We start from the raw sequence: 3,155 nt of genomic DNA, 5'->3' as shown, positions 1-3,155 counted from the left end.
GATTCTAAATTTGGCTTTTTAAAATCAAATAATTTAATTCATTTTATATTTATCTCTGTATTCTGTCGGACTAATACCTTCTTTCTTTTTGAAAAGCCTAGAAAAGTAAGGCGGATATTCAAAGCCCAATTCGTATGCTACTTCAGATACGGTTTTGTTGGGATCCAGTAATATGTTTTTAGCTTCGTCTATCAAATATAATTGTAAGTGCTCCGTACTGGTTTTTCCCGTTTCCTTTTTCAAGGTATCGCTCAGATATCGTTGCGAAACCGATAGCTGGGCTGCAATTTTTTCAATGCTTGGAATTCCGTTTTCCTTTAGCTGGCCGGAGTCAAAGTACTCTTCTAATTGCTGGTTGAATTGCTCCAGCAAATTATTTGAAAGCTCCGTTCTATTGATGAACTGTCTTTCGTAAAAGCGCTGGGCATATTTCAATAAAGTGCTGAGATGCGAAACGATGATATCCTTGCTGAAGGAATCTTGATTGTTCATGTACTCCAATTCTATATTCTCAACAATCAGCTCAATTTGTTTCTCCTCTTTCGGAGAAAGGTGCAGGGCTTCGTTGGCTGCGTAGGAAAAGAATCCATACTTCTTAATTTGATGGGCCAACTCCGTTCCTTTTAGAAAGTCTTCATGAAAATTAATGGAAAATCCCTTTTGCTCAAATACAGCGGTGTCATCCCATTGCAACACTTGTCTGGGGGCTATAAAAAACAAGGCCCCGTTGTTAAAGTCGTACTTGGTACGGCCATAGGTCAGATTGCCTTGCACAAATTTCTTGAAGCTGATGGAATAACAATCATTGGTAATGGGCGGTGAACTCTCTTTTGGACAGGGTAAGAAACTATCGCCCAAAGCCGTGTACATGCTAAAGAGGGGATGCTCCGGTGGCGGAAGTTCCAAATATTTTAGGTATTCCGATAATGTTTTGAAATGCTGCATTTTACGGCTTTAATTCTTGTTTTGCTTTTTGTAACTGTTGATCGTACTCTGCAATTCGCGCATGTGCCAATCCATCAATTAGTAAAATAACCGATAACATGGCAATACTAGTAATCATACTGGCTCGCCAAATGGGCGCGTTTACAAAGAAAAGTACAACCGCACAGATCACTATAATTACAGGAATAACAGTGAATACGATGTTATTGTACTCCTTTAACGTAGCTTCCGTACGTTGTAATTCTGAATTAATAAATGCAGGAACATCGGATTTGTATGCCGTTTCAAATTGTGTCATTCTGTTCTTATTGGTGAAGAATAGCCCCAGCCCAATAATCACCAATAAGGCTCCGGCCACTGCGGATGGAATGATATAGGCTTTGGCCAGATCGGTTTTACCTATTTGCCAAAACCCAAAGCTTATTGCCCAAAAAACTACTCCCGCCAAGATAAAAAATGGGGTGGAAATTAGTTCGGCTTTTGCCCAATCAGTGGCTGCTTTTAATATGTCCATTTCCAGTAGGTTTTAAAGTTTCTAAATTACAAGTTCCAATTTATTCCTGTTTCTTTTTCCGAAAGATCCCATAATCTTTTCATGACAATTTTGTCTTTCGCATGCTCCTTAATTTCGTGAGGACCTACTGGACCTACCCAATTACTTCTACCTGTTGGTCCGTAAAATGCGTTCTCATCTAAGCTTGGTTCGGTTGCACACATCAATTCTGAGTAAGCACCATTTTCTGCAGGTTGTGTAAGTGGAGTTAATTTCATCAGGCCAAAAATCATTTTCATCATAAAACTACCATTGGTTGCAATCAATGAAGTTCTGGAAGAACCTGGATGGCAGGCATAGGCTTTAACATTGGTTTTTCTAGCAGCTTTCAATCTGTTATTTAACTCGTACACTGACATGATTTGCGCCAGTTTGCTTTGGCTATAGGCATCATTTGGTGTATAATCTTTTTCCCAATTCAAATCGTCAAACTTGATGGTTTTAATACCCATATCGTAGCCCATGCTGCCTACAGTTACAATGCGCCCTTTTGATTTTTCAATCATTGAAAACAACAATGCCTGCAGTGTAAAGTGTCCAAAGTAATTTACACCCATTTGCAATTCCCACCCCTCTTTGGTCAATCCTCTAGTGGGAGTTTGCGCAATTGCACCATTGCACACCAAGGCGTCAATACGATCTACTTTTTCGAGAACTTCAGCTGCAGCTTTTTTAACAGTTGCCTGATCACCCAAGTCCATAGTGATGTTAATAACATCTATTTCTTTACCTAATTTTTGTTTTAAAGCCGCAATGGTGTCGGCCGCTTTTTTAAGGTTGCGATTCAGCATCACCACTTTTGCATCTTTAGATAAAAGGATGCGTGCTGCTTCAAAACCTGTGCCGCTGGTTGTGCCCGTTATCACAAAGGTTTTTCCCTTTTGTGATTTCATTCTGTCGGGCGTCCAGCCCTTTTTACCGTAAGGATTTTTTGTACTCATCTCTGTTTTATTTTGTTGATACAAAGTTCAGTACAGAATAGAATTTCCGTCTTATACGGATTTTCGTTTGGTGTATACTTTTTGGTTTTTCATTGACCTCCTATTACTTTGTCCTTTGCTAAAAACCCTCATCTTTTTGATCGGAGCACTTTTTTACAAATCTTCCTTCAAAAAGCAGCAGAAAAATCCTAAAATATTGGATTTAAAACCCTCTCTCAATTCAAAAATCCCTTCCGTTTCTTCAAAAGACTTCCCGGAATTTTCCGGCAACCCTTCCACTTTTTTATGAACAAAGCTAAAACCCGTTGAATTGTGCTCTGCCTTCTTAAAATGGTTTTTTTAAGTTAATCAAATCATCCCAAAAGTCAACTACTTCCTTAAAAGGTGAAAGTCTTTAAATGCACTCTAACGGCTCGGCTATGAATAGTGCGGTATTTTAAAACGATAAACTGTCCCACCGCACCACGGCTAGCCAAAGCTTTGATTTACAAATAAAATTATGCTTTTAATTCGTGAAAGCACAGCTTTGACGGTGATTGAAAGAACAAACTTCAAATACACCAACGAAACCAGCATTATTTATAGCCATTGTTGAACGAATCCAGCTAAAGCAGGAAGCCGGCATGATTGTCCGGAACTTCCTAAATTAGCCTTATCGTAAATTTTAACAGTTTAAGCTATGAAAAAAAAGCCAGACCATCATTGAAAGGGCCATT

Annotated in this window: 3 protein-coding genes; all 3 read right to left on the bottom strand. The window is 38.9% G+C overall.

Translation table 11 applies throughout. The annotated features are described in order from the left end of the window. Window positions 1-33: 33 nt before the first annotated feature. The 3 genes from ACYVAA_RS22570 to ACYVAA_RS22560 are packed head-to-tail and all read right to left on the bottom strand — an operon-like array spanning window position 34 to window position 2,439. Window positions 34-945 (bottom strand): helix-turn-helix domain-containing protein, encoded by a 912-nt coding sequence (locus ACYVAA_RS22570; protein WP_460546266.1) that lies wholly within the window; start codon window positions 943-945, stop codon window positions 34-36. Between the two features lies 1 nt (window position 946). Further along, a complete protein-coding gene (locus ACYVAA_RS22565; RefSeq protein WP_460546264.1) occupies window positions 947-1,459 on the bottom strand; it encodes a hypothetical protein in 513 nt (170 codons plus the stop codon). 26 nt (window positions 1,460-1,485) lie between these two features. Further along, the gene (locus tag ACYVAA_RS22560; protein ID WP_460546262.1) at window positions 1,486-2,439 is read right to left on the bottom strand and encodes a Rossmann-fold NAD(P)-binding domain-containing protein; all 954 of its coding nucleotides are present in this window, start codon (window positions 2,437-2,439) and stop codon (window positions 1,486-1,488) included. Between the last annotated feature and the right edge of the window lie 716 nt (window positions 2,440-3,155).

The sequence above is a fragment of the Echinicola sediminis genome, from assembly GCF_054777495.1.
Note: the sequence above shows the minus strand (reverse complement) of the source record. Positions and strands in the feature narration are given on the sequence as shown.